Origin of the sequence: Streptomyces sp. NPDC006393, assembly GCF_040628575.1 — a bacterium.
Lineage (GTDB): Bacteria > Actinomycetota > Actinomycetes > Streptomycetales > Streptomycetaceae > Streptomyces.
The window spans coordinates 1-21,475 of the sequence record NZ_JBEXZD010000108.1 but is presented as its reverse complement, the minus strand read 5'-3'; the positions used below and the strand labels follow the sequence as shown (position 1 = coordinate 21,475).

General features: G+C 72.6%; 15 protein-coding genes. 6 read left to right on the top strand and 9 right to left on the bottom strand.

The features are described 5' to 3' along the window. Nucleotides 1–15: 15 nt before the first annotated feature. The 8 genes from ABZ484_RS31470 to ABZ484_RS31435 form a co-directional block, all read right to left on the bottom strand. Nucleotides 16–534, bottom strand: coding sequence for a DUF1990 domain-containing protein (locus tag ABZ484_RS31470; protein ID WP_358869327.1), 519 nt, complete (start codon nt 532–534; stop codon nt 16–18). 92 nt (nt 535–626) lie between these two features. Beyond that, complete coding sequence (locus ABZ484_RS31465; protein ID WP_358869326.1) at nt 627–2,285, bottom strand: M4 family metallopeptidase; 1,659 nt, start codon at nt 2,283–2,285, stop codon at nt 627–629. A 253-nt stretch (nt 2,286–2,538) separates the two neighbouring features. After that, nucleotides 2,539–4,584, bottom strand: coding sequence for a M4 family metallopeptidase (locus ABZ484_RS31460; RefSeq protein ID WP_358869325.1), 2,046 nt, complete (start codon nt 4,582–4,584; stop codon nt 2,539–2,541). Nucleotides 4,585–4,945: 361 nt separating this feature from the next. Further along, the gene (locus ABZ484_RS31455) at nt 4,946–5,605 is read right to left on the bottom strand and encodes an HAD family hydrolase (RefSeq protein ID WP_358869324.1); all 660 of its coding nucleotides are present in this window, start codon (nt 5,603–5,605) and stop codon (nt 4,946–4,948) included. Continuing rightward, on the bottom strand, nt 5,598–7,394 hold the full coding sequence (locus ABZ484_RS31450; RefSeq protein WP_358869323.1) for an ABC transporter ATP-binding protein: 1,797 nt from the start codon (nt 7,392–7,394) through the stop codon (nt 5,598–5,600). Before ABZ484_RS31450 ends, ABZ484_RS31455 begins: the two co-directional genes overlap by 8 nt. Beyond that, complete coding sequence (locus ABZ484_RS31445; protein ID WP_358869322.1) at nt 7,391–9,154, bottom strand: ABC transporter ATP-binding protein; 1,764 nt, start codon at nt 9,152–9,154, stop codon at nt 7,391–7,393. The genes ABZ484_RS31450 and ABZ484_RS31445 overlap by 4 nt, the downstream gene beginning before the upstream one ends. A 69-nt stretch (nt 9,155–9,223) precedes the next feature. Further along, nucleotides 9,224–11,083: an ABC transporter ATP-binding protein gene (locus ABZ484_RS31440; protein ID WP_358869321.1), complete on the bottom strand. Its 1,860-nt coding sequence runs from the start codon at nt 11,081–11,083 to the stop codon at nt 9,224–9,226. Then, a complete protein-coding gene (locus ABZ484_RS31435) occupies nt 11,080–12,909 on the bottom strand; it encodes an ABC transporter ATP-binding protein (RefSeq protein ID WP_358869320.1) in 1,830 nt (609 codons plus the stop codon). Before ABZ484_RS31435 ends, ABZ484_RS31440 begins: the two co-directional genes overlap by 4 nt. A gap of 208 nt (nt 12,910–13,117) precedes the next feature. On the opposite strand from ABZ484_RS31435, the gene ABZ484_RS31430 reads away from it, so the two are divergent. From ABZ484_RS31430 to ABZ484_RS31415, 4 genes are read left to right on the top strand one after another with little or no spacing between them, the layout of a single operon-like run. Next, complete coding sequence (locus ABZ484_RS31430; RefSeq protein WP_358869319.1) at nt 13,118–14,023, top strand: ABC transporter ATP-binding protein; 906 nt, start codon at nt 13,118–13,120, stop codon at nt 14,021–14,023. Further along, nucleotides 14,020–14,754 carry an ABC transporter permease gene (locus tag ABZ484_RS31425; RefSeq protein WP_358869318.1) on the top strand — a complete coding sequence of 245 codons (735 nt, stop codon included), beginning with the start codon at nt 14,020–14,022 and terminating at the stop codon, nt 14,752–14,754. The genes ABZ484_RS31430 and ABZ484_RS31425 overlap by 4 nt, the downstream gene beginning before the upstream one ends. 25 nt (nt 14,755–14,779) lie before the next feature. Next, entirely contained in the window at nt 14,780–16,030 is a 1,251-nt protein-coding gene (locus ABZ484_RS31420) for a sensor histidine kinase (RefSeq protein ID WP_358869317.1), read from the top strand. Further along, nucleotides 16,020–16,661, top strand: a complete 642-nt coding sequence (locus tag ABZ484_RS31415) for a response regulator transcription factor (RefSeq protein ID WP_358869316.1) — start codon at nt 16,020–16,022, stop codon at nt 16,659–16,661. Before ABZ484_RS31420 ends, ABZ484_RS31415 begins: the two co-directional genes overlap by 11 nt. Before the next feature lie 18 nt (nt 16,662–16,679). On the opposite strand, the gene glgX is transcribed toward ABZ484_RS31415, so the two are convergent. Then, on the bottom strand, nt 16,680–18,959 hold the full coding sequence (gene glgX, locus ABZ484_RS31410; protein ID WP_358869315.1) for a glycogen debranching protein GlgX: 2,280 nt from the start codon (nt 18,957–18,959) through the stop codon (nt 16,680–16,682). Between the two features lie 517 nt (nt 18,960–19,476). On the opposite strand from glgX, the gene ABZ484_RS31405 reads away from it, so the two are divergent. Further along, the gene (locus ABZ484_RS31405) at nt 19,477–20,730 is read left to right on the top strand and encodes an Ig-like domain-containing protein (protein ID WP_358869331.1); all 1,254 of its coding nucleotides are present in this window, start codon (nt 19,477–19,479) and stop codon (nt 20,728–20,730) included. Between the two features lie 80 nt (nt 20,731–20,810). Beyond that, a partial coding sequence (locus ABZ484_RS31400) for an enoyl-CoA hydratase/isomerase family protein (protein ID WP_358869314.1) occupies nt 20,811–21,475 on the top strand: 665 nt, incomplete at its 3' end.

Genomic DNA, 21,475 nt, shown 5'->3' with positions numbered 1-21,475 from the left:
ACAGGGGACCCAGCGTTACTCGGGCTGGAACTCCGCGCACAGCCGGCGCAGCACCGTTCCGCAGCGACGTGCGTAGGCGTGCTGGAAGCCGCGGGTCGCCGGGCCGCCGGCGCGGGCGTACCACTTGGCGGGGCGGCTGAAAGCGCTCACCGTCAGCCAGACCGTGCCGTCGCCGGTGCGGTCGACGACGAAGGACTCCTCGCCGGTCTCCGGGTGGCCGGGCAGGGTGCCGTAGGCCCAGCCGGCGCGGCGGGGTTCGTCCACCGTCCACACGATCCGGCAGGGGGCCTTGATCATCCCGGCGAGGGTGACCGTGACGTCGGCGCCGGGGACGGCGCGGTCGGTCGAGGCGCCGATGCCCACGCCGATGGCGCGGTGCAGCTCCCAGGTCAGCACGGCCTCGGCGGCGCGCCGGAACACCTCCTCGCCCTCACCGATGCGGGTGCGCACGTGCAGGGGGTGGAAGCCGGGCGGGCAGTGTCCCTGCTCGCGGGTCGCGCCGACCTCCTCGTAGGTGAAGTCCTCCGAAGACATGGGACCCAAGCCTAGGGGGTGCCCAGGGGGTCGCGGAGCGGCGCCCGGGAGTCGGGTCTCCCGGGCGCCGCCCCTCGTCAGCTGCCCCCTGTTCAGTTGACGTTGACCGCGGACCAGGCCGCGGCGACCGTCTTGTACTCGGTGCTCGTCGAGCCGTACAGGGCCGACGCCGCGTTCAGGGTCGCCGTGCGGGCGGCCTTGTAGTTGGTCGTCGACGTCATGTACGTGGTCAGCGCCTTGTACCAGATCTGGAGCGCCTTGGCCCGGCCGATGCCGGTGACCGTGGAGCCGTTGTACGTCGGCGAGTTGTAGCTGACGCCGTTGATGGACTTGGCGCCGCTGCCCTCGCTCAGCAGGTAGAAGAAGTGGTTGGCGACGCCGGAGGAGTAGTGCACGTCCTTGCTGCCCACGCTGGAGGACCAGTAGTCGGCGGAGCCGCCGTCCTTGCTGGGCTTGTCCATGTAGCGCAGCGGGGTGCCGTCGCCGTTGATGTTGATCTTCTCGCCGATGAGGTAGTCGCCCTTGTCGGCGGAGTTGCCCGCGTAGAACTCCACGCCGGTGCCGAAGATGTCGGAGGTGGCCTCGTTCAGACCGCCCGACTCACCGGAGTAGTTCAGCCCGGCCGTGTTGGAGGTGACGCCGTGGCTCATCTCGTGGCCGGCCACGTCCAGCGAGGTCAGCGGGTGGGTGTTGCCCGAGCCGTCGCCGTAGGTCATGCAGAAGCAGCTGTCGTCCCAGAACGCGTTGACGTAGTTGCTGCCGTAGTGGACGCGCGAGTACGCGGCCCTGCCGTCGTTGCGGATGCCGTTGCGGCCGAAGGTGCTCTTGTAGAAGTCCCAGGTCTCCTGGGCGCCGTAGGCGGCGTCGGCGGCGGCCGTCTGGTCGGAGGAGGAGCTGGAGGCGGTGCCGGTGCCCCACACGTCGTCCGCGTCGGTGAACAGGGTGCCGGTGCCGGAGGTCCTGCGGGCCAGGTTGTACGTCTTGTGGCCGCCGCGCGAGGTGTCGTACAGCTGGTACGTCGACCCCGACAGGTAGGTGCCGAGCGTCACCGTGCCCGAGTACAGGGTCTTGCCGGTGCCGGTCTCGATGCCCTGGAACTCGTAGAGCTTCTTGCCGGTGGCGGCGTCGGTGATGACGTGCAGCTGGTTCGGGGTGCCGTCGTCCTGGAAGCCGCCGACGACGGTCTCGTAGGCGAGGACCGGCGTGCCGTTCGCCGCCCAGACGACCTTGCGCGGGGCCTGGTCGGCGGTGGTGTTCGCGGAACCGGCGTCCTGGGCGAGGGCCAGGGCCTGCTTCTCCGCCTTGGCGGGGGCGACCTTCGGCGTGAGCGAGGCCACCTTGATGGCCGCCTTGGTGGCCTTGGTGACGCCTTCGGTCTTCCCGGCCCCGGAGGTGTGGACGATCAGGTCGCCGCCGAGGACCGGCAGGCCGGCGTAGGTGCGCTCGTAGCGGGTGTGCACCGTGCCGTCGGCGTCCTTGACGGCGTCCTTGGCGACCAGCTTCTCCTTGGCGCCGAGGCCTATCTCCCGGGCGGTGTCGGCCGCGCCGGACTGGGCCTGCTGGAGGAGGGAGACGCGCGCCGCGTCGGAGAGCGCGGTCGGGGCGGCGGCGAGTGTGGCGTGGCCCGTGGAGTCGGCGGGCGTCTGGGCGGAGGCACTGGTGGTCAGACCGGTGCTGAGAAGGGCTCCGGCGGCGACGGCGGTGGCGACGGCCAGAGTGGTGCGCTTGTGACGCGCGTAGCGGGGAGTCACACAAGCTCCTTCTGTGGGGGAGTCCGGCAGGCGTGGGGTTGCCGGGCCGGAGAGAGGGTCAGGTTGCTTTGCTCGTGCGGCGGGTGCAGGAAGAGTGGCATTAACGGCGCGTACATGTCATGACCCCGAAGTGATGTTGACCGAAAATCGACGAGCGCGTTGATGTTTCGGCAGTGTGAACGGGCGCCGTTCCGGGTGGTCCACCACCGGAACGGCGCCCTGTCCTCGGGGTTCTGCCGCCTACCAGAAGCTCCTAGGGAAAGGTCAGCTTCCAGTCGTCGATGTAGCCCGTGTCCTGCGCGCCCAGGTCCTTGACGCGCAGCTTCCAGGTGCCGTTGGCCGTTTCGGAGGAGGCGTTGACCGTGTAGGTCGCGTGCACGTCGGGCGTCGGGTCGTAGGCGCTGTTCTTCAGCCGGTACGCCGACCCGTCAGGGGCCACCAGGTCGATCTGGAGGTCACCGCTCCAGGTGTGCACGATGTCCACCGAGACCTGGAGGTTGGAGGGCGCGTTGCCGCTGCGCCCGGAGACCGTGATGGACGAGGTGACCGCCGATCCCGGGTAGTCCGGGATCTGCACGTCGGAGCTGTTCTCGAACGTGGTGCCGCCGCCCCCGCCGCCACCGGAGCGCGACCCGACCGCGACGGCCGCCCAGGCGTCCTGCACCGCCTTGTACTCGGCGCCGGAGGTGCCGTACAGCTCACCGGCCGCCGCGAGCGTGCCGGTGCGGGCCGCCGCGTAGTTGGTGGTGGAGGTGAACTTGGTGGTCAGCGCCCGGTACCAGATCTGGAGCGCCTTGTCCCGGCCGATGCCGGTGACCGGAAGCCCGTCCGACGTGGGCGAGTTGTAGCTGACGCCGTTGATGACCTTGGCGCCGCTGCCCTCGCTCAGCAGGTAGAAGAAGTGGTTGGCGATGCCGGACGAGTAGTGCACGTCCTTGTTGCCGACACCCGAGTACCAGGAGTCGGCGGAGGCGCCGTCCTTGCTGGGCTTGTCCATGTAGCGCAGCGGGGTGCCGTCGCCGTTGATGTCGATCTTCTCGCCGATGAGGTAGTCGCCCACATCGGTGCTGTTGCCCGCGTAGAACTCCACGCCGGTGCCGAAGATGTCGGAGGTGGCCTCGTTCAGACCGCCGGACTCGCCGCTGTAGTTGAGGCCCGCGGTGTTGGAGGTGACGCCGTGGCTCATCTCGTGGCCGGCCACGTCCATCGACGTCAGCGGGTCGGCGTTGCCCGAGCCGTCGCCGTAGGTCATGCAGAAGCAGCTGTCGTCCCAGAACGCGTTCACGTACGAGTTGCCGTAGTGGACGCGGGAGTACGCGGCCCTGCCGTCGTTGCGGATGCCGCTGCGGCCGAAGGTGTTCTTGTAGAAGTCCCAGGTGACCGCCGCACCGTAGTGCGCGTCGGCGGCCGCGGTGGCGGCGTTCGACGTGGTGCCGTTGCCCCAGGTGTCGCTGGACTGGCTGAACAGCGTCCCGGTGCCGGACGTGCCGTGGTTGAGGTTGTACGTCTTGTGGCCGCCGCGCGAGCCGTCGTTCAGCGTGTACGTCGAACCCGACAGCGTCGTGGTCAGCGGGACCTGGCCGCTGTACTGGGTGTTGCCGACGCCGGTCTCGATGCCCTGGTAGCGGAACAGCTCCTTGCCCGTGCTCGCGTCGGTGATCACGTGCAGCTGGTTCGGGGTCCCGTCGTCCTGGAGGCCCCCGATGACCGTCTCGTAGGCCAGCACCGGCTTGCCGCTCGCCGCCCAGATCACCGTGCGGGCGGACTGGTCGGCCGACGTCTTGGTGCTGCCCAGCGCCTCGGCGCTCCGCACGGCCTGCTTCTCGGCGGTCGCCTTCGACACCTTGGGCGTGAGGCTCGCGACCTTCACGGCCGCGTTGGTCGCCTTGAGCACGCGCTCGGTCTGCCCCGACTTGGCGGTGTCGACGACCAGGTCGCCGCCGAGGACCGGCAGGCCGGCGTAGGTGCGCTCGTAGCGGGTGTGCAGGGTGCCGTCGGCGTCCTTGACGACGTCCTTGACGACCAGCTTCTCCTGGGCGCCGAGCCCGAGGTCCTTCGCCGTGCGCGCCTTGGCGCCGTCGGCGTCGCGGATCAGCTCGGCACGCTGCGAGGGCGTGAGCTTGACCGCGACATGGGCCGGGTTGATCTTCCCGGAGTGCGGCGCCTGCGCCGGGCTGGCGCTCGCCGCGCCCGACTGGACGGCCGTGGCGATCAGGGCGGTGACACCGGCCAGGGCGATGCCCGCGGCCCGCCGACGGGTGGTGTGGGAGGTGCGTCTGCGAGAGCTGCTGCTACTCAACACTGACTCCTTCTGCGTGGCCACGGGTCGCGCGGCCAGGGGGAGAACCGGACGCGGGGTGAGACGTCCGGGCAGAACTGCGTGGAACGCGGAACCAGGTGCGATGTGCGAGGTGCAGGTGCGAGGTGCCGGATACGGACTGCGCAGTGCGTGCGGCGTGTGGAGCGCCGGCCGGGTCACCGCCGTCGAACCGTGGGGGGATGCTGTGGGGTGGCTGTGAACGGCCGAGGGGAAGAGTGGCAGGGAAAGGCCGCTCTTGTCAGGGGCGCGTCACGAACTTGGCCGGAAATCGTTCGTTGTCCGGATGTTCATGTTCGGTATACGAACCCGCTACGGAGCCGCGTCGGCGTTCCGGCGCAGGTCAGCCGTGGTGCCGACTCGGGTCGTCGAGGAGCGCCGTGAGATCGGTGAGACGGTCGATCCGCCAGTCCGCCGCCGCCACCACCTCCGGGTCGTCCGCCCACAGATGCCCCCACGGCCCCCGCCGCAGGTGCGCCACGCGCAGCCCGGCCGCCTTCGCCGGGAACACGTCGTTCACCGGGTGGTCCCCCACGTACAGGGTCGCGCCCGCCTCCGCCCGCCCCGCCTCCACCACGCGCCGGAAGAACTCCCTCCGCGGCTTGGCGACGCCCCACTCCCCGGAGGTGGCCACGACGTCCGCCGGGAGGTCCAGGGCGCGCAGCAGCCCGCCCACCCGGGCCGTCTGGTTGCCGGCCACGACGACCCGCAGCCCCCGCGCCCGCAGCTGAGACAGGACCGGGCGCACGTCGTCGTGGAGGTCTTCCTCGCCGAGGTACTCGCCGCGGCCCGCCATCTCCCGGGCACGGAACTCGGCCGCGACGTCGAGACCGGGGCGCACCAGCCGCAGCGCCTCGGTGTTGTCCTCGCCCCGCGCGACGACGGCGCCGACGAGCGCGGACAGGGTGTGACGCGGGACCTTCAGCCAGTCCGCCCAGTCCGCCCAGTAGCGGTCGTCCCGGGTGATCGTCTCGCCGACGTCGAACGCGATGGTCTCAATCACCCTGCGAGCTTACGGCGGCGCCGTCCCCGTGCCAGGTGCGCCACAGCGCCGCGTACGCCCCGCCCGCCGCCACCAGCTCCTCGTGGGTGCCCAGTTCGGTCAGCCGGCCGTTCTCCATCACCGCCACACGGTCGGCGTCATGGGCGGTGTGCAGGCGGTGCGCGATGGCGATGACCGTACGGCCCTCCAGCACGGCCGCCAGGGCACGCTCGGTGTGCCGGGCGGTCGCCGGGTCGAGCAGGGCCGTGGCCTCGTCCAGGATCAGCGTGTGCGGATCGGCCAGGACCACCCGGGCCAGGGCCAGTTGCTGGGCCCGCGAGCCGTCCGTACGGCAGCCGTCCGGCCCCAGCTCGGTGTCCAGTCCGTCCGGCAGCTCCGCGGCCCAGGCATCGGCGCCCACGGCGGCCAGCGCCGCCCACAACCGCTCGTCCGTCGCCGCCGGTTCGGCGATGCGCAGATTGTCGCGGACCGTCCCCAGGAACACGTGGTGCTCCTGGGTGACCAGCACGACCTGGCGGCGCAGCCGCTCCGGCTCCAGGTCCGCCACCGGCACCCCGCCCACCGTCACCGAGCCCGAGCCCGGCGCGTCGACGCCCGCGAGCAGCCGGCTCAGCGTGGTCTTCCCGGCCCCGGACGGCCCCACCACGGCCAGCCGCTCCCCGGGCCGCACCGTCAGATCGACCCCGTGCAGCACCTCGCCGCCGTGGTCGTAGGCGTAGTGGACCCCGGTGACGTCGATGCGGTCGTCCGCCGGGGCCGGGGAGCCGGCCGGAGCCGAGCGCGGGGCCCGGGCCAGGCCCTCCACACGGGCGAAGGAGGCGCCACTGCTCTGCAGTTGCTCCACGTGCATCAGGATCTGGTCCAGCGGCTCGGTGAACTGCCGCAGATACAGGGCGGCCGCCACCACCGTGCCCAGCGTCACCGCGCCCCGCGCGTGCAGCACCCCGCCGACCACCAGCACCCCGGCCACGGGGAGGATGTACGACACCTCGACCGCCGGGAAGAACACGGTCCGCAGGAACAGCGTGTACAGGCGGGCGCGCCGGGCCGCCTCCACGGCGTCCCGGCTCGCCTCGACCCGCCGTCCGGCCAGCCGGAACGCCCCGACCGTACGGGCCCCGGAGGCGGTCGCCGCCAGGATCTCGGCGACCTCGGAGCCGGCCGCCCCTTCGGCGAGATAGCCGTCCCGGGCCCGGCGCAGGTACCAGCGCAGGGCCACCCAGATCGGCGTCAGCGCGAGCACGCCGACGGCCCCGAGCAGCGGGTCGAGGACGAACACCGCGACCAGCACGAACAGCGCCTGCGCCACGCAGACCAGCAACTCCGGTCCCACGTCCCGCAGGGTGGTGCCGACGGTGGCCACGTCCGCGGTGCCGCGCGTGGTCAGGTCACCCGTGCCGGCCCGCTCCACCACCGACGCCGGCAGCGCCAGCGCCCGGTCCACGAACTCCTCGCGCACCCGCGCCAGCGTGCGCTCGCCGAAGCGGTGTCCCACGTACCGCGCCCAGCGCGCCAGCAGCAACTGGGCCAGCGCGCACACCAGGATGGCCGGCGCCATCCGGTCGACGGCGCCGACTCCGTCCCCGGCCCGGACGTGGTCGACGATCCGGCCCAGCAGCCAGGGGCCGGCGAGCCCGGCGCCGGCGGCCAGCGCGTTCAGGACGAGGACCGCCGTGAAGGCCCGACCCTCCGCCCGGACCAGGCGGGCCGCGGCCCGCCGTACGTCCGCCGGTTCCGCGATCGGCAGCCGGCCACCGGTGCCTTCCGTCCCCGCCGCCCCCGCCGTCATCGCACGGTCTCCTTCGCGGTGAGCGGGCCGTCGCCCGGGGCCTCGTCGGCGTCCTGCGCCACGGCCTCCTCGGTGTCCCGCGCCACCAGGGCCCGGTAGCCCGGCTCGGCGTCGAGGAGCTCGCGGTGGCCGCCGGTGGCCGCCACCTTGCCGTCGACCAGGTGGTGCACGGTGTCGGCGTGGTCCAGCACCAGCGGCGAGGTGGTCGTCACGAGCGTCGTGCGTCCCGCGCGCGCCCGCCGCAGCCGCTCCGCGACCGCCGCCTCGGTGTGCGCGTCCAGCGCCGACGTCGGCTCCACCGCCAGCAGCACCTCCGGGTCGGCCAGCAGGGCCCGCACCAGCCGCACCCGCTGCCGCTGGCCGCCGGACAGACTGCGGCCCTGCGCGGTCACGGGCGAGTCGAGGCCGTCCGGCAGCCCCCGCACGATGTCCTCGGCGACGGCCGTGCGGAACGCCCGCTCCACCTCCACCGGGTCGCGCTCCCGATGCCCCGACACCACGTCCCGCAGCAGACCGGCGAACAGATCGGCCTCGTTGTCCGCGACCAGGATCCGCTCGCGCACCGCGGACAGTTCGATCTCGTCCAGCCGCACCCCGCCCCAGGTGGCGTCCGACGGCTCGTACCGGCCCAGGCGGTCGACCACCGCCGCCGCGTCGGCGGGGCGGGCGCACACCAGCGCCGTCAGCCGGCCCGGCCGAACCCGGACGCCCGACTCCGGGTCGTACAGCACGGACGGTTCGGCGGGCGCCTCCCGGCTGCCGGTGTCCTCCTCCGGCTCCACCCGCAGCAGCCGTACGACCCGGCGGGCGGCCACCACACCACGGCTGAGCTGGTAGCCCGTCTCGACGAAGAACGCCACCGGTGTCACCAGGACCGCGACATAGCCGTACACCGACACCAGCTCGCCGATGGTGATCCGCCCCTCGGCGGCCAGCCGCGCCGCCAGCCAGGTCACCACGGCCAGGAACAGCGTCGGCAGCCCCGTCCCGAGCGCCTGGAGCCAGGAGGCCACCGCGCCCACCCGGTAGCCCTGCGCGCGCAGCCGCTGCGAGTCCCGGCGGAACGCCTGAGCGAACAGCCCCTTGCCACCGAGGCCATTGAGCACGCGCAGCCCGCCCGCGAGGTCCCCGATCCGCGCGGTGAGCACCCCCTGCCGCTCCCGGTACTCGCCCTCGGCGCCCTGGAGCCGCCGCATCAGCGGCCCGACGAGCACCGCGGTCAGCGGCGCCCCCAGCAGCACCACCGCGGCCAGCGGTCCCGAGATCGACAGCAGCAGCCCGGCCACCACCGCGTACACCACGACCGAGCCGACGCCGGGGCCGACCACGGTCAGGCACTGGCTGATGATCTGGACGTCGCCGACGCCGATGGTGACGACCTCCCCGGCGCCGACCCGCCGCGGCAGCGCGGCGCCCAGCCGGACCACATGGCCGACGACCACCTTGACCGTGCGGAAGTTGGCGTCCATCCGCACCCGGGTCATCGTCCGGTGCCGCATGATGCTCAGCCAGGCGTTGAACGCCCCGACCGCGAACAGCGCGCCCGTCCAGCCCGCCAGCGCCGCCGTGTTCCCCGCCGCGAGGCCGTCGTCGATCGCCCGCGACATCAGATACGGCGTCGCCGCCAGCAGCACCATCCAGACACTGGCCAGCAGCGCCCCGGCCGCCGACCGCCCCGGCTGGCACCTGACCAGCCACCACAGATACCGCCAGCCGCCCCGCCGGTCGGGCGTCCCCGGGTCCTCGTACGCGTCGATCACGTTGCCCCCGTCTCGTCCGTCAAGGCCGTACTCGTCCCGTCCGTCCCGGGTCGGACCGGTCTCCTCCGCTCAGGCCAGACTGTCGCGCCAGGCCCGGTGCAGACGCGCGAAGCGCCCGGTGCCCGCGATCAGGTCGGACGGGGAGCCGTCCTCCACGACGCGGCCGTGCTCCATCACCAGCACCCGGTCGGCGATCTCCACGGTGGACAGACGGTGCGCGATCACCACGGCCGTACGTCCCCGAAGGACCGTGTCCATCGCGCGCTGCACCGCCCGCTCGCCCGGAATGTCCAGGGAACTGGTCGCCTCGTCCAGGATCAGCACCGACGGGTCGGCGAGCAACGCCCGTGCGAAGGCGACCAGTTGCCGCTGCCCGGCCGAGATGCGGCCGCCCCGCTTGCGTACGTCCGTGTCGTAGCCGTCGGGCAGGGTGCTGATGAAGTCGTGGGCGCCGATGGCCTTCGCGGCGTGCTCGATCTCCTCGCGGGTCGCCTCCGGGCGGCCGATGGCGATGTTCTCGGCGACCGTGCCGGAGAACAGGAACGCCTCCTGGGTCACCATGACCACCCCGCGCCGCAGTTCGGGCACGGCGAGCTCGCGCAGGTCCACCCCGTCCAGCAGCACCCGGCCGTCCGTCGGGTCGTAGAACCGCGCCAGCAGCTTGGCCAGGGTGGACTTGCCCGCGCCGGTCGAGCCGACCACCGCCACGGTCTGGCCGGCCGGGACGGTCAGGTCGAAGCGGGGCAGTACCTCGCCGCCGGTGCGGTAGCCGAAGCGGACGCCGTCGAAGACCACCGTGCGGCCCGGAAGGGCGGACGCGAGCGGCGGGAGCCGCCGCGGCGCCGACGGCTCCGGCACCGACGGGGTCTGGGCCAGCAGACCCGCGATCTTCTCCAGCGAGGCCGCCGCCGACTGGTAGGAGTTGAGGAACATGCCGAGCCGGTCGATCGGGTCGTACAGCCGGCGCAGATACAGCACCGCCGCGGCCAGCACGCCCAGCTCCAGCGAGCCGTCCGTCACCCGCCAGGCGCCCCACAGCACGATCGCCGCGACCGCCGTGTTGGCCACCAGCCGGGAGCCGACGACATAGCGGGCCATCTCCAGCAGCGCGTCGCCGTTGGTGCGCTCGTGGCGGCCGTTGAGGACGCGGAAGCCGGCGTCGTTGGCCGCCTCGCGGCGGAAGGCGCGCACCGGCCGGATGCCGTTCATCGTCTCCACGAACTTCACGATCACCGCCGCGATCGCCGTGGACCGCTCCCGGTACACCCGCCCCGCGCGCCGCTGGTAGAGCCGCACCAGCAGGTACAGCGGTACGAAGCTCGCCACCGCGACCGCGCCGAGGCCCACGTCCAGCCACAGCAGCATCGCCGAGATGGAGACGAAGGAGAGGATGACCGTGACCAGCTCCTGGAGGCCCTCGCTGAGCAGCTCGCGCAGCGACTCCACGTCCGTGGTGGAACGGGAGATGAGCCGGCCCGAGGTGTACCGCTCGTAGAAGTCGACGCTGAGCGCCTGGGCGTGGCGGAAGATCCGGCCGCGCAGGTCCAGCAGCACGTCCTGGTTGACCCGGGCCGCGGCCACGATGAACGCCCATTGCAGGGCGCCCGAGGCCAGCGCGCACAGCAGATAGCCGACGGCCACCGCGACCAGCGGCCCGCGGTCGTGGTCGCGCAGCGCCGGTACGGCGGTGTCGATGGCGTACGCCACCAGCAGCGGGCCCGCCTGGACCGCCGCCTGCTGGAGCAGCAGCAGGAGCGTGGTGCCGGCCACGCGGGCCCGCATGGGCGCCAGCAGCGAGCGGAGCAGGGCGGCGGTGGCGCCCGGGGGAGTGGGCAGGACGTCCCGGTCGAAGGGGTCGCCCTCGTCCCGGGACAGCGGCGGGTCCGCCTCGTCCTCGGCGGTCGGGACGGAGGCCGTGGGGGCCGTCATCGGTCGTCGTCCTCCTCGTCTCCCGAAGCGCCCGACATCAGCCGGGCGTACTCGGCGTCGGCGCGCAGCAGTTCGTGATGGGTGCCCACGGCGGCGATCCGGCCGTTCGACAGCAGCGCGACGCGGTCGGCCAGCAGCACCGTGGACGGGCGGTGCGCCACGATCAGGGCGGTGGTGTCGGCCAGCACCTGGCGCAGGGCCGCCTCCACGGCCGCCTCCGTGTGCACGTCCAGGGCGGACAGCGGGTCGTCCAGGACCAGGAAGCGCGGGCGGCCGACGACCGCGCGGGCCAGCGCGAGACGCTGCCGCTGGCCGCCGGAGAGGCTGAGACCCTGCTCGCCGACCTGGGTGGCGGCGCCCTGCGGGAGGGCGCCCACGAAACCGGCCTGGGCGACGGACAGGGCGCGGTCCAGCTCGGCGGTGCCCGCCGTGCCGTCGGCGCCCATGAGAACGTTGTCCGCGACGCTCGCGGAGAACAGGGTGGGCTCCTCGAAGGCGACGGCGACCAGCGTGCGCAGCTCCTCGCGGGTCATGGCGGTGATGTCCCGGCCGTCGAGGGTGATCCGGCCCTCGGTCACCTCGTGCAGGCGGGGGACGAGCGCGGTGAGCGTCGTCTTCCCGCTGCCGGTCGCGCCGACCAGGGCCATGGACTCGCCGGGGCGGATGTGCAGGTCGATCCGGTCGAGGAGGGGCGGGGAGTCCTGCGGGGCGTCGGGGTAGCGGAAACGGACACCGTCGAACCGGAGGCCGTCCGGTTGTCCGGAGTCGGCGCCGGGCTGGGGGAGCTCGCGCGACCCGGCGGTACCAGGCGCCGATTCCGGTTCCGCGTCCATCACCTCGAAGTACCGCTCCGTGGCCGTCGCCGCCTCCTGGCTCATCGCCAGCAGGAAGCCGATCGACTCCACCGGCCACCGCAGCGCGAGTGCCGTGGAGAGAAAGGCGACCAGCGTGCCCGCGGACAGCGACCCGTCGGAGACCTGCACCGCGCCCACCACCAGCGTGCCCCCGATGGCCACCTCGGGCAGGGTCATGATGACCGCCCAGATGGTCGCCAGCAGGCGGGCCTTGCGCAGTTCGGTGGAGCGCAGGGTGTGCGACAGCTCGCGGAACGCCCGCGCCTGACTGCGGTGGCGACCGAACCCCTTGATGATGCGGATGCCGAGCACACTCTCCTCGACCACCGTCGTCAGGTCCCCCACCTGGTCCTGCGCCAGCCGGGCCACGTGCGCGTACCGCTTCTCGAAGAGCGCGCTCAGGGCGATCAGCGGCACGGCGGGCGCCAGCATCACCAGCCCCAGCGTCCAGTCCTGGAGCAGCATGATGACCACGCCCACCAGGATCGTCACGCCGTTGACCAGCAGGAACGTCAGCGGGAAGGCGAGGAACTGACGTAGCAGCATCAGGTCGGTCGTGCCCCGGGAGAGCAACTGTCCGGAGGGCCAGCGGTCGTGGAAGGCGACCGGCAGCCGTTGCAGATGCCGGTAGAGGGCCGCCCGCATCTCCGCCTCGACACGGGAGAGCGGGCGCGCCACCAGCCACCGCCGCAGCCCGAACAGCAGCGCCTCGGCCACGCCGAGCAGCAGCAGGTACAGCGCGCCGAGCCACACGCCCCCCGGGTCACGGCCCGCGACCGGCCCGTCCACCAGCCACTTCAGGACGAGCGGGATCACCAGCCCCACGCAGGAGGCGACGATCGCGACGAACGCGGCGAGCGACAACCGCGCCCGTACCGGCCGGACGTACGGCCACAGGCGCAGCAGCGAGCGGACGGCCGACCGGTCGGTACGGTCGACGGGTTCAGGGGCGGTGGCGGGTGTGGTGGGCATCATGAGCGAGCGTACGGATCGCCACTGACATCGCCCACCGAGTTTTCGCCGGACCTCACTCGGCCGTTGGTCCTACGACCTGCGTGTTCGACCACCCGAACCGCTGGGAGCGCCGTCCGGTCGTAGCGCCGTGTCAACCGATCGGCTGATGCCGCTTCGAGCGCGTCGGCCGATGCGCGCGGGCCCCGCCCGCCGGGACCCTGAAGCCATGTCCGTCATCGAAGTCAGCGCACTGCGCAAGTCCTACGGCGGCCGGAACGTCGTCGACGGCGTCTCCTTCGCCGTCGACGAGGGTGAGATCTTCGGCATCCTCGGCCCGAACGGCGCCGGCAAGACCACCACCGTCGAATGCGTCGAGGGGCTGCGCGTCCCCGACGCGGGCCGGGTCCGGGTCGCCGGACTGGATCCCGTCGCCGACCACGACGAGGTCGCCGGGATCCTCGGCGCCCAGCTCCAGCAGAGCGAGCTCCAGCCCAAGCTGACCGTGCGCGAGGCGCTGGAGCTGTACGCCTCCTTCTACCCGGACCCCGCCGACTGGCGGCCCCTCGCCGAACGCCTCGGTCTCACCGCCAAGCTCGGCACCCGCTTCGCCAAGCTGTCCGGCGGGCAGCGGCAGCGCCTGTTCATCGCGCTCGCCCTCATCGGCAACCCGCGGGTCGTCGTGCTCGACGAGCTCACCACCGGCCTCGACCCGCGCGCCCGCCGCGACACCTGGCAGCTGATCGAGGACGTCCGCGAGAGCGGGGTCACCGTGCTGCTCGTCACCCACTTCATGGAGGAGGCGCAGCGGCTGTGCGACCGGATCGCGGTGATCGACAAGGGGCGGGTCGCGGCGCTGGACACCCCCGCCGGACTCATCCGCCGGTCGGCGGGTGCCACCGTCATCAGCTTCACCCCGTCGGCCCCGCTGGACGACCACGACCTCACCTCCCTCCCGGCCATCGCCTCGATCGAGCGCAAGGACGGCCGGATCACGCTCTCCGGCACCGACGAGACCGTGAACGCCGTCATCACCCTGCTCGCCCGCCACCGCGTCACCGCCCACCAGCTGCGCGTCACCGACGCCACTCTGGACGACGCGTTCCTCGACCTGACCAAGGAGGCCGCGGCATGAACACCGCCGTCCTGCGCACCGAGTTCCGTCTGTTCCGCCGTGAACCCGGCGCCGTGTTCTGGATCTTCCTGTTCCCGACGCTGCTGCTGGTGATCCTCGGCTCGATCCCGTCGTTCCGGGATGCCGACACGTCCCTGGGCGGGCTGCGCCCGGTCGACGCCTACACACCCATCGCCGTCCTGATCGCCCTGATCATGTCCGGGGTGCAGTCGCTGCCCCAGGCTCTGACCGGCCACCGGGAGCGGGGCATCCTGCGCCGGATGCGGCTCACCCCGGTACGGCCCTCCGCCCTGCTGTCCGCGCAGATGGTCGTCCAGGGAACGGTGGCCCTGGCCTCGGCGCTGCTCGCGCTCGCCGTCGGCCGGCTCGCCTTCGACGTGACGCTGCCCGCGCAGCCGGCCGGGTATGTGCTGGCCCTGCTGCTCGCGGCCGCCGCGGCGCTCGCCCTCGGCTCCGTCGTGTCGGCGCTGTCGCGCACCACGAAGATCGCCGGTGCGATCGGGTCGGCGGTGTTCTTCCCGATGATGTTCTGCGCGGGGGTGTGGCTGCCGGTCCAGGAGATGCCGCACACGCTGGCCCGTGTGGTGCAGCTCACCCCGTTCGGTGCGGCGGCGCGTGCTCTGGGCGAGGCGGCGGCCGGACACTGGCCCGGCTGGCAGTACCTCGGCGTGCTCGCCGGCTGGACGGTGCTGCTGACGGCGGGGGCCGCACGCTGGTTCCGCTGGGAGTGAACGAGCCGTGCCGGACACTGGTGGGATGACGATCGCCGCGCAGCAGCAGCCCCGGGCCTCCTTCGACGGGTGGGGGCCCTGGGCGCTGCTGGCCGCCGGTGTGGTCGCGGGGGCGATCTCGGCCCGAGCGGTCGGCATGGACCGGCCCGGGATGGTCGTCTGCGCCGTACTCGTGCCCGCGGCCGCCGTGCTCCAGCTGTGCTGGGCAAGGGCGAAGCGGAAGCGGCCCGGCCCGAGCCGGACCGGTGTCTGCCTCTACTTTCTGCGCTGGGCCATCGCCTTCGTGCTGACCTGGGCCAACCCCTTCTTCGCCTTCTACGCCGTGACCGGCTACTACACGGCCGGCCGTGAGCTGCCCCGCCGTCTGGTGCTGCCCGGTCTCTTCCTGACCGCCGTCACCATGTCCGGCAGCGAGATCGGCGGCTGGCCGCCGCGCGGCTGGATCCTGTGGCTCGGCTTCTTCCTGGTGCTGCTCATCAACATGGTCCTGGTCAGTGTCTTCACCCGGTACGCCGAGCAGGAGCAGGCCCGCGCCGTCGTCCAGGCCGACACCATCGCCGAACTGGAGCGCACCAACACGGCGTTGCAGCAGGCCCTCGACGAGAACGCCGCCCTGCACGCCCAGCTGGTCGTCCAGGCCCGCGAGGCCGGGGTGGCCGACGAGCGCCGGCGGCTGGCCGCCGAGATCCATGACACCCTCGCCCAGGGGCTGACCGGCATCATCGCCCAGCTCCAGGTCGTGGCGAACACCCCGGACGAGGCCGTCGCGCGCGAGCACGTGGACCGCGCCATGGCCCTGGCCCGGCACAGCCTGGGCGAGGCCCGCCGCTCCGTGCACAACCTCGCCCCCGTCGCACTGGCCGACAAGGGCCTGCCCGAGGCGCTGAAGCAGACCGTCGCCGAGTGGGGGGACCGCACCGGCGTCCGGGCCGGGTTCACCGTCACCGGCACCGCGGAACAGCTGCACGACGAGGTCGCGGCCACCCTGCTGCGCATCGCCCAGGAGGCCCTGTCCAACGCCGCCCGGCACGCCCGCGCCTCCCGGGTCGGCGTCACCCTGTCCTTCATGGGCGACGAGGTGTCCCTCGACGTCCGGGACGACGGCCGGGGCTTCGACCCGCTCACCGCCCCCGCGCGCACCCGCGCCGGCGGCTTCGGCCTGGACGGCATGCGGGCCCGCGCCGAGCGCATCGCGGGCTCCCTCACCCTCGAGTCGGAGCCGGGGCACGGCACGGCGGTGTCGGCTCGCGTACCGTTGGTGCGCGATGACCGCTGACACCCCCATCTCCCTGCTGATCGTCGACGACCATCCGGTCGTCCGTGACGGCCTGCGCGGTATGTTCGACTCCGCCCCCGGCTTCCGGGTGCTCGGTGAGGCCGCGAACGGCGTGGAGGCGGTCGAGCGTGCCACCGCCCTGGACCCGGACGTCGTCCTCATGGACCTGCGCATGCCCGGCGGCTCGGGCGTGGACGCCATCCGGGAGCTGGCCCGCCGCGGCGCCCGCGCCAAGGTGCTGGTGCTGACCACGTACGACACCGACTCCGACACCCTGCCCGCGATCGAGGCGGGCGCCACCGGCTACCTCCTCAAGGACGCCCCGCGCGAGGAGCTGTTCACCGCCGTCCGGGCCGCCGCCGAGGGCCGTACGGTCCTCTCCCCGGCCGTGGCCTCCCGCCTGGTCTCCGCGGTCCGCGCCCCCGCCCCCGGCAACGAGCCCCTCTCGGCCCGTGAACGCGAGGTGCTGGCGCTGGTCGCCAAGGGCACCTCCAACCGGGAGATCGCCCGCGAACTGTTCATCAGCGAGGCCACCGTCAAGACCCACCTCACCCACCTGTACGCCAAGCTCGGCGTCAACGACCGCGCGGCAGCGGTCGCGGTGGCGTACGACCGCGGGATCCTCGGTTAGTCCACGGCCCGCCGCCGGCTAGTCCACGACCTTGAGCAGCAGCACCGACCGGGCCGGCACCGTGATCTCGGTCTCCGCCCGGTGCGTGGACCCCGGCGCGTCCGCCTGGTCCTCCCGTGAAGTGTCCACGATCACCTCGTAGCGGTCCGCCCACGGCGGGCCGGGCAGCGTGAACGGCACGGGACGGTCCCCGGCGTGCAGGACGGCCAGGAAGCTGTCGTCGCCGACGGGGGCCCCGCGTTCGTCGCGGCCCGGGATGTCCCGGCCGGACAGGTACATCGCCAGTGTGGCCGCGGGGGCGTACCAGTCGCCCTCCGTCATCTCCGTGCCGCGCGGGGTGAACCAGGCCAGGTCCCGCAGGCCGTCCGCCGAGTGCGCCCGCCCCGAGAAGAAGGCCCGGCGGCGCAGGACCGGGTGCCGGTGGCGCAGGGCGATCAGCCGGGAGGTGAGCTCGAACAGGGCCCGCCAGCCCGGGTCCTGAAGCAGGGACCAGTCCAGCCAGCCGGTCTCGTTGTCCTGGCAGTAGGCGTTGTTGTTGCCGCGCTGGGTGCGGCCCAGCTCGTCGCCCGCCACCAGCATCGGCACGCCCGTGGACAGCAGCAGCGTGGTCAGCAGGTTCCGCAGCTGTCTGCGCCGCAGCGCCCGTACCCCCTCGTCCTCGGTCTCGCCCTCCGCCCCGCAGTTCCAGGAGCGGTTGTCGTCCGTGCCGTCCCGGTTGCCCTCGCCGTTGGCCTCGTTGTGCTTGCGGTCGTAGCTCACCAGGTCGCGCAGGGTGAAACCGTCGTGCGCGGTCACGAAGTTGACGGAGGCGTACGGGCGGCGGCCGCCCCAGGCGTACAGGTCGCTGGATCCGGACAGCCGGTAGCCCATCTCCCGTACGTCCGGCAGGGCGTGCCGCCAGAAGTCCCGTACGGCGCCCCGGTAGCGGTCGTTCCACTCCGTCCACAGCGGCGGGAAGGCGCCCACCTGGTAGCCGCCCGAGCCGACGTCCCACGGTTCGGCGATCAGCTTGACCCGGCGCAGCACCGGGTCCTGGGCGATCACGGCGAGGAACGGGGAGAGCATGTCCACGTCGTGCATGGAGCGGGCCAGCGCGGCGGCCAGGTCGAAGCGGAAGCCGTCCACGCCCATCTCGGTGACCCAGTAGCGCAGTGAGTCGGTGATCAGGCGCAGCACGTGCGGCTGGACGACGTTGAGGGTGTTGCCGCAGCCGGTGTAGTCGGCGTACCGGCGGGCGTCGGGCGTCAGGCGGTAGTAGCGCTGGTTGTCGATGCCCTTCAAGGACAGCGTCGGGCCGAACTCGCTCGCCTCCGCGGTGTGGTTGTAGACCACGTCGAGGATCACCTCGATGCCGGCCGCGTGCAGCGCGCGCACCATCCGCTTGAACTCGCCGACCTGCTGGCCGGTGGTGCCGGAGGCGGCGTACCCGGCGTGTGGGGCGAAGTAGCCGATCGAGTTGTAGCCCCAGTAGTTGCGCAGGCCGCGGCGGAGCAGGTGGTCCTCGTGCGCGAACTGGTGCACCGGCAGCAGCTCCACCGCCGTCACGCCCAGCCTCGCCAGGTGCTCGATCGCCGCCGGGTGCGCCAGACCCGCGTACGTGCCCCGCAGCTCCTGAGGGACGCCCGGGTGCCGCTGGGTGAAGCCGCGCACGTGCAGCTCGTAGATGACCGAGTCCGCCCAGGGCGTCTTGGGGCGGCGGTCGTCGGACCAGTCGTCGTCGTCATGGACGACCACGCCCTTGGGCACGAAGGGCGCGGAGTCGCGGTCGTCGCGCACGGTGTCCGCGACATGCTGGTCGGGCCAGTCGCGGACGTGCCCGTACAGCTCCGGAGCCAGCCCGAAGGCGGCGTACTCGCCGTCCACCGCGCGCGCGTACGGGTCCAGCAGCAGCTTCGCCGGGTTCCAGCGGGCGCCGGTCCACGGGTCCCAGCGGCCGTGCACCCGGTAGCCGTAGCGCTGGCCCGGCATGACCCCGGGAACGAAGCCGTGCCAGATCTCGTGCGTCAGTTCGGTGAGCCGGGCGCGCGTCTCCTTGCCCGACTCGTCGAACAGGCACAGGTCGACAGCCTCCGCGCCGCCCGCCCACAGCGCGAAGTTGGTGCCGGCCACCCCGTCCGGGCCGACCCGGAAGCGGGCGCCCAGCGGCGTCGACGCGCCCGGCCACACGGGCACGGCGGGCGGCGCCGCGGCACGGCGCGCACCGTTCCGGGCGGCGGACGGGCGCCGCTCGTCGAGGGCACGCCCGTTCCCGGTGGCGTGCCCGCCCGCCACCGCCTCCTGTTCGGCTGCGCTGGACACCTGGTCGGCCCCTTTTCGGCTGTCGCGGCTCGTTCGCCTCCGGCCCGCCCCAGTGTTCTCCTCCCGTGTCCGTCTCCCGGGTGCGGCTCCCCGTCGCTCGGTCCTCCCCACTGTTCTGCCCAGAGCGTGGCTCGCACTCACGTTTCCCCGGAGCGGGGCCGGGCGCCGGGCAGTCCATGAGGCACGTACGACGGCGCGTACGGCGCGCGAGCGCCGCACCGGACCGCCCCGCCGACGGCCTCGGCCGCGGTCTCGACGGCGGCCACCGCGCCGGGAGCGGCGACCGGGGGGCGTCGAGGGCGGACATGTTGTCAAGTGAGCGGTCCGGAGGCAGGGGTTGAGGCCCGGACGGGAACGTTGCCATCGACTGTTGAAGTTGGGACGGAACAGTGACAATTGCCTGACATCCTGCCTCTGACCTTGTGGTTACGATGCGCGAGTGTGCGGCGCGCGGGACGCGCTGGGGTGCGCCGGGGTGCGGGTTCGACCGACCCGGGGAGGGGAGACCAACTTGAACGTGCGGCCGGTATCGGGGGCGTCGGTTGACGCGCGGGGACGCGGGGCACAGCGCGCGGCGGGCGGGCGCAGGGCGCTGCTCGCGCTGGTGTCCGGAGCGCTGGTCCTCGCCGTCACCGCGTGCGGGGGAGGCGATTCGGGCTCCGAGTCGGGCAAGAGCCAGGGCAAGGCGTCCGGCGCGGCGCAGAGCAAGCAGTCGGAGGCGGTCGTCACCATCGCCCCCAAGGACGGCGCGAAGTCCGTCGACACCAGCGGGGCCCTCAAGGTCGCCGCGAGCAAGGGCACGCTCACCCAGGTCGTCGTCAAGGACGAGAAGGGCACCGCGATACCCGGGCAGATGACCGCCGGTGGCACCTCCTGGACTCCGTCCACCCATCTGGCCGCCTCGACCCGGTACACGGTCCACGCGGTGGCCAAGGACTCCGCCGGCCGCCAGGCCGCCGAGGACTCCGGCTTCACCACCCTCACGCCGAAGAACACCTTCGTCGGCAGCTTCACCCCCGAGGACGGCTCCACCGTCGGTGTCGGAATGCCGTTCTCCGTCAACTTCACCCGGGGCATCACCCACCCGGAGGATGTCGAGAAGGCCATCCAGATCAAGACCGAACCGGCCGTCGACGTCGAGGGTCACTGGTTCGGCAACGACCGCCTCGACTTCCGCCCCGAGCACTACTGGCAGGCCGGCACCAAGGTCACCGTCAAGCTGAACCTGGACGGCGTCGAGGGCCGTCCCGGCGTCTACGGCAAGCAGAGCAAGACCGTCACCTTCACCATCGGGCGCAGCCAGGTCTCCGTGGTCGACGCCAAGAAGCACACGATGAAGGTCATGCGTGACGGCAAGGTCATCAAGACCATTCCGGTGACCACCGGCAAGCCCGGGTACGACACCTGGAACGGCAAGATGGTGATGAGCGAGAAGCTCACCGTGACCCGTATGAACGGCGAGACCGTCGGCTACGGCGGCGAGTACGACATCAAGGACGTCCCGCACGCCATCCGCCTGACCACCTCCGGCACCTTCATCCACGGCAACTACTGGGGCGGCGATGCCTTCGGCAACTACAACGCCAGCCACGGCTGCGTCGGCCTGCGCGACGTGCGCGGCGGTTACGACAGCGGCGTGCCGGCCGCCTGGTTCTTCAACCACTCCATGATCGGCGACGTGGTGGAGGTCAAGAACTCCCACGACCGGACCGTCGCCCCGGACAACGGGCTCAACGGCTGGAACATGTCGTGGGCCGACTGGAAGAAGTGACTCCCTCCTGAGGGACGGGCCCGGTGCTGTGACGGACGGCACCGGGCCCCTCGTCGTTAGTCAGCGTTAACCTGCTTCCCATGACCGTAACTCTGGAAGTCGCCGAGGGCGTCGGCACGCTGCGCCTGGACCGCCCGCCCATGAACGCGCTCGACGTCGCCACGCAGGACCGGCTCAAGGAGCTCGCCGAGGAGGCCACCCGCCGCGAGGACGTCCGCGCCGTGGTGATCTACGGCGGCGAGAAGGTGTTCGCGGCCGGCGCGGACATCAAGGAGATGCAGGTGATGGACCACGCGGCGATGGTCCTGCGCGCCCGCGCCCTCCAGGACTCCTTCACCGCCGTGGCCCGCATCCCCAAGCCGGTGGTCGCCGCGATCACCGGCTACGCGCTCGGGGGCGGCTGCGAGCTCGCGCTCTGCGCGGACTACCGCATCGCCGCCGACAACGCCAAGCTGGGCCAGCCGGAGATCCTGCTCGGCCTCATCCCCGGCGCGGGAGGCACCCAGCGGCTGTCCCGGCTGATCGGCCCGTCCAAGGCCAAGGACCTCATCTTCACGGGCCGACAGGTCAAGGCCGACGAGGCGCTCACACTCGGCCTGGTGGACCGCGTCGTCCCGGCCGCCGAGGTGTACGACGCGGCCCACGCCTGGGCCGCGAAGCTCGCGCAGGGCCCGGCGATCGCGCTGCGCGCCGCCAAGGAGTCGGTCGACACCGGTCTGGAGACCGACATCGACACCGGCCTCGC

What these genes read in the sequence shown, in the direction of transcription:
- ABZ484_RS31470 (WP_358869327.1), bottom strand. Translation starts at nt 534, where the DNA reads ATGTCTTCGGAGGACTTCACCTACGAGGAGGTCGGCGCGACCCGCGAG.
- ABZ484_RS31450 (WP_358869323.1), bottom strand. Translation starts at nt 7,394, where the DNA reads ATGACGGCGGGGGCGGCGGGGACGGAAGGCACCGGTGGCCGGCTGCCG.
- ABZ484_RS31440 (WP_358869321.1), bottom strand. Translation starts at nt 11,083, where the DNA reads ATGACGGCCCCCACGGCCTCCGTCCCGACCGCCGAGGACGAGGCGGAC.
- ABZ484_RS31435 (WP_358869320.1), bottom strand. Translation starts at nt 12,909, where the DNA reads ATGCCCACCACACCCGCCACCGCCCCTGAACCCGTCGACCGTACCGAC.
- ABZ484_RS31430 (WP_358869319.1), top strand. Translation starts at nt 13,118, where the DNA reads ATGTCCGTCATCGAAGTCAGCGCACTGCGCAAGTCCTACGGCGGCCGG.
- ABZ484_RS31425 (WP_358869318.1), top strand. Translation starts at nt 14,020, where the DNA reads ATGAACACCGCCGTCCTGCGCACCGAGTTCCGTCTGTTCCGCCGTGAA.
- ABZ484_RS31420 (WP_358869317.1), top strand. Translation starts at nt 14,780, where the DNA reads ATGACGATCGCCGCGCAGCAGCAGCCCCGGGCCTCCTTCGACGGGTGG.
- ABZ484_RS31415 (WP_358869316.1), top strand. Translation starts at nt 16,020, where the DNA reads ATGACCGCTGACACCCCCATCTCCCTGCTGATCGTCGACGACCATCCG.